Raw genomic sequence first — 4,918 nt, 5'->3', positions numbered from 1 at the left:
TTCGTCGACGACGGCGTTGCCGTCAAAAAGGGGATGGTGGTCGCAAGGCTCGCCAGCCGCGAATTCGAAGCGCAAAAGAAAAGCCTCGAACGCCAGATCGCGGCCCGGCGCAGTGAGCTTGCGGCCAAAGAGATCGAGCTGGGTATCAACGAGACCAAAGTGCCGCAGATGCTTCAAAAAGCCAAAGCGGCGCTGAAAACCAGACAGAGCCAGCTGACGGAGCTTCTAAGCGCCATCGCCTCCCAAAAATCGCTCCTCGCGCAGGATCGGCGCGATCTGAAGCGCACCAAAAAGCTTTTTGAGCAAAAGCTGATCGAAAAGCACAAGCTCGAAGAGATCACGCTCAAACACGATGTCGACCGCCACACGCTCCAAGGGCTTTTGGACAAAAAACGCCAGCTCGAGCAGGCTGTCGCGATCGCCAAAAGCGATCTGGCAGACGCCGAAGCGGCGCAAAAGTCGCTGGAGGCGATGCGGCGGGGGATCGAAGCGCTCAAAGAGGGGATCGCCGCTTTGGAAGCTTCGAAAGATCAGGTCGAGGCGATGATCGCGGAGCTGACGCTGCACAGCCCGATCGAGGGCTTTACCGTCGAAAAGATCGCCAACGTCGGAGAGGTCGTGGGTGCGGGCATGCCGGTAGCGACGCTGGTCTCGCCCGAGTCGCTCTACCTGAAGATCTTCGTCGACACGATTAAAAACGGAAAGATCAAACTGGGCGACAAGGCGGTCATCTTCCTCGACGCCTGGCCCGACAGACCGATTCCGGCGAGAGTCGTGCGCATCGCCCAGAAGGCGGAGTTCACCCCCAAGGAGGTGAGCGTGCGCAGCGACCGGATCCAGCGGGTGTTTGCGGTGCACCTCAAACCCCTCAAGCCCGATCCGCTGCTCAAGCTCGGCATCCCCGCCATCGGCGTCGTCTCGCTCGACGGCAAGGGGCTGCCCGACTCTCTCGACGAAATTCCGGTGCTCTGAGCGTCGCGGTATGAAAGGGATCGACCGCAACGTCGTGATGCTGGGGTGGGTGAGCTTCTTCACCGACATGGCTTCGGCGATGGTCAACCCCATCCTCCCCATCTTCGTCGTCTCGGTGCTGCACGAAGGGGTCGACAAGCTGGGTGTCGTCGTGGCGGTCGCCACCTTCGTCTCCTACGCCCTGCGGCTGGTGTCGGGCTACGTCTCCGACCGCTACGGCATCGTCAAGCCCCTGGTGGTGGGCGGTTACGCACTCTCGGCGCTCTCCAAGCCTCTCATCGGCTTCACCCACGGCTACAAAAGCGTGGCGGCGCTCAAGGCGCTCGAGCGGCTTGGCAAAGGGCTGCGCTCGGCGCCCAAAGACCTGATGATCGCCCACTACAGCCCCAAAAAGGGTTCGGGCCGCACCTTCGGGTTCCACAAGACGCTGGACATCGGCGGCGAGCTTGGCGGCACGCTGCTGCTTTTTGCGCTGCTGTGGTGGTTCGGACAGAGCGAAGAGGTGATGCGGGGTATCTTTTTCGCCACTCTCGTACCCGGACTTCTGGGGCTGCTTCTGGTCGCTTTTTTCGTCAGGGATATCCCAAAACCCCAAAAAACGGGCCAAAAGTTCACGCTCAGCGCCAGGGATCGGGCGGCGGTAAAGTCGCTGGCTTTCTACTTTCTCTTTCTGCTCTTCATGTTCAACGAGGCCTTTTTCACGATGCAGGCCAAAGGGGTGGGCATCGCGACGGCGCTGGTGCCGCTGCTGTTCGTGGTCTCCACGGCCACCCAGACGCTCACCAGCTACCTTTTCGGCCTCTGGGTGGACCGCTACGGGATGGGGCGCGTGATGGCGGCGGCCTACCTCTTCGGCGTGATCGCGCAGGCGTGCCTCTTTGTGCACCATCCGGTGTTCACCTGGGCGGGGTTCGCCTTTTTGGGCCTCTTTACCGTCGCCTCCCTCAACGCCAACCGGGCGATGATCGCCAAGCGCGCCGACAACCGCGGTTCGGTCTACGGCATCTTCTACGCCGGCGTGGCGCTTTTCGGCGCGCTCGGCGCGCTCGTTTCGGGGTTCGTGTGGGAGCACCTCGGAATGGGTGCGGCGCTGAACCTCGCGCTGGGCGGAACGGCCCTGACGCTTCTTCTGTTTTTGGTCCGGGAGTTTCGCCGTGGGGATTTTTGAACCGGATTCCAAAGCGTTCGTCCGGATGGCGGCGGCCGGTCTGCTTCTGATCGCGGTCGGAACGCTGGTGTTTTCGCAGGAGCCAAACCGCATCGACCAGGCCGTGCCGGCCGTGGTCGCGCAGTGGCGGACGCCGGTGCTGGATCGGGCGATGGCGATTTTGACGCATGCGGGGGGACTCTTCGCGACCCTGCTCCTTTTGGCGGCGGTCGCGGTATCCCTCTATCTGCGAAAAAGGTTACGCGCCATCCTCGTGGTTCTCGTATCGGTTTTCGGCGCGGCGGCGCTCGCTTCGACGATCAAGGAGCTCGTCGGGCGCGCCAGGCCCCCGGCGCCGCTGATGGAGGCGGGCGGCTACGCCTTTCCCTCGTGGCATGCGGCGGTTTCGGCGGCGTTGGCCGTGTCGCTGTTCGCCGTTTTTTACCATCGCATGGCACCCCGCCTGCGGCCGCTTTTCGTTTCGGGCCTTTTTGGCTGGCCGCTGCTTGTCGGCGCGTCGCGCATCTATCTGCAGGTTCACTGGGCAAGCGACGTGCTGGCCGGATGGGGTGTCGGGCTCGCCTGGGCGGCGTTTGCGGCGCTGATTTTGAGAGAAAAAGGAGACGGGCATGGCGATGCTTGAAGTGCGCGACGTCACTGTACGCTACAAAAAACGCGTCGGCATCCAAAACGCCTCTTTGCAGGCAGAGCGGGGAGAGATCATCGGTTTCATCGGGGCCGACGGCACGGGAAAAAGCTCCCTGATGCACGCCATCGCCGGCGTCATCCGCTTCGAAGGCGAGATCGTCTACGACGGCGTGGCCTACCGTTCCCCCAAAGAGGCCGAGCGGATCAAGGCCGAGATCGGGCTGATGCCCCAGGGGATCGGCCTGGTGCTCTACGACGATCTTACCGTCGGCGAGCATCTGCAGTTTTTCGCCGACATTCGCGACGTCAAACAGGACGATGCCTTTTACGCCTACCGCGAAAGACTTTTGCATATGGCGGGGCTCAGCGATTTTGTAGACCGTGAAGCGGGCAAGCTGAGCGGCGGCATGATGCAGAAACTCTCGCTCATCTGCACCCTGCTGCACCGCCCCAAACTTCTCATCCTCGACGAACCGACCACCGGCGTCGATCCGCTGAGCCGTCTGGAGCTGTGGGAGATTCTCGACAACATCCGCAAAGAAGAGGGCACCATCGCGCTGGTGAGCACCGCCTACATGCAGGAAGCCGCGCGCATGGACAAGGTGCTGCTTTTTGATGATTCGAAGATCATTGCCAAAGGAAAACTCGAAGAGCTCGTGCACGAGATCGAGCCCTACGTCTACGAAAAGAGCCCATGCGAATCGTGCCTGACGATTCATGGAAAAAGCTTCTCTTTAAAGCCCCTCGACGCGCCGCACACCACACCCTCTTTGGAGGATATCTTTTTCGTCAACGCGCTCAAAAGCCAAAAACTGCTGCCCAAAATCGAGATTGCGGCGCGCAGCGACGGGACGGATCTGCCCGAAATTGTGATGGAAGCCAAAGGGCTGACCAAGCGCTTCGGTTCGTTCGTCGCCGACGATCATGTCGACATGCAGTTAAGACGCGGCGAGATCCTGGGGCTTCTGGGCGCCAACGGCGCGGGCAAGACCACCTTCATCAAGATGCTGCTGGGGCTCTACCCCATCGACGAGGGGGAGCTGTCGCTGCTGGGCAAACCCATCCGAAGCGGCAAAGACCGCCAGACGCTCAAGGCGAAAATCGGATACGTCAGCCAGCATTTCGCGCTCTACAAAGAGATGACGGTGAGAGAAAACCTTTTGTATTTCGCCAACATGCACCGCATCCCGCCGATCGAGGCGATCCGGCGCATCGGCCGCTATGCCGAGGAGCTGGGTTTTGCGGAGTATATGGACGACTTTCCCGCCTCCCTGCCCCTTGGCGTCAACCAGCGCTTCTCCGTCGCGGCGGCGCTGCTTCACGAGCCGGTGGTGCTCTTTCTGGACGAGCCCACCTCCGGGGTCGACGCGATCGCCAGGGCGCAGTTTTGGGAGATGCTAAGACTCCTGAAGCAAAAGTGGGGCATCTCGATCCTCATCACCACCCACTACATGAGCGAAGCGGAGTACTGCGACCGGGTCGTGCTGCTCAAACGGGGCAAAAAGATCGCCGACGACACGGTCGAAAACCTCTACAAGTCCCATCCGGACGCGAAAAGTTTCGAAGAGATATTCCTGAGCTACTACAGGGAGAACGTATGAAAGCAAGAACAATCCGGGCCTTCGCGCTCAAGGAGTTCGTCGATCTGTACCGCTCGCGCATGATCGTCATGGTCTATCTGCTGCCGGTGATGATCATAGTTCTGTTCGGCTACGGCATCCGAATGGAGGTGACGCACGCCAGGGTCATGATCATCGACAACGACCAGAGCAAATACTCCAAAGAGCTGGTCGCCAAATTCGAACACTCCAGATACTACAACCCCTCCGTCGTGCAGATTTCCGAAAAAGAGGCGCTTCGAAGCATCAAACAGGCCAAAACCGACGCGCTTATCATCATCCCCTCCTCGTTTGAAAAACGCCTGCTTCACGGCCAAAAGAGCGAAATCGGCGTCTTCGTCGACGGATCGTTTCCCACCCGCGCGACGACCATCGAAGGCTACATTCAGGGCACGATCCTCGATGCCGCGAGCGAAGTTGCGGCGCGGATGGGCATGAAGCCCGCGGGAATGATCACGCTCAATCAACGCACCCTCTTCAACCAGGCGATGCGCGACGAAGACGCCATCGTGCCGGGGCTGATCGGGCTGAT

General features: G+C 60.7%; 5 protein-coding genes. All 5 read left to right on the top strand.

Annotated elements, in window-relative coordinates; all coding sequences use genetic code 11:
* The coding region (locus Q1K23_RS06955; protein ID WP_300363422.1) for an HlyD family efflux transporter periplasmic adaptor subunit at positions 1–972 on the top strand (972 nt) is incomplete at its 5' end.
* A gap of 10 nt (positions 973–982) precedes the next feature.
* Positions 983–2,140, top strand: coding sequence for an MFS transporter (locus tag Q1K23_RS06950; protein WP_300363421.1), 1,158 nt, complete (start codon positions 983–985; stop codon positions 2,138–2,140).
* Positions 2,127–2,762 (top strand): phosphatase PAP2 family protein, encoded by a 636-nt coding sequence (locus Q1K23_RS06945; protein WP_300363420.1) that lies wholly within the window; start codon positions 2,127–2,129, stop codon positions 2,760–2,762. Before Q1K23_RS06950 ends, Q1K23_RS06945 begins: the two co-directional genes overlap by 14 nt.
* The gene (locus Q1K23_RS06940) at positions 2,749–4,368 is read left to right on the top strand and encodes an ATP-binding cassette domain-containing protein (protein WP_300363419.1); all 1,620 of its coding nucleotides are present in this window, start codon (positions 2,749–2,751) and stop codon (positions 4,366–4,368) included. The genes Q1K23_RS06945 and Q1K23_RS06940 overlap by 14 nt, the downstream gene beginning before the upstream one ends.
* Positions 4,365–4,918 (top strand): ABC transporter permease (locus tag Q1K23_RS06935; RefSeq protein WP_300363418.1); only part of this gene is annotated, 554 nt, incomplete at its 3' end. The genes Q1K23_RS06940 and Q1K23_RS06935, both read left to right, overlap by 4 nt.

The organism is Hydrogenimonas sp. (assembly GCF_029933015.1).
Classification (GTDB): Bacteria; Campylobacterota; Campylobacteria; order Campylobacterales; family Hydrogenimonadaceae; genus Hydrogenimonas.
The sequence above is the reverse complement of the archived record's forward strand: the minus strand, read 5'-3'. Positions and strand labels throughout refer to the sequence as shown.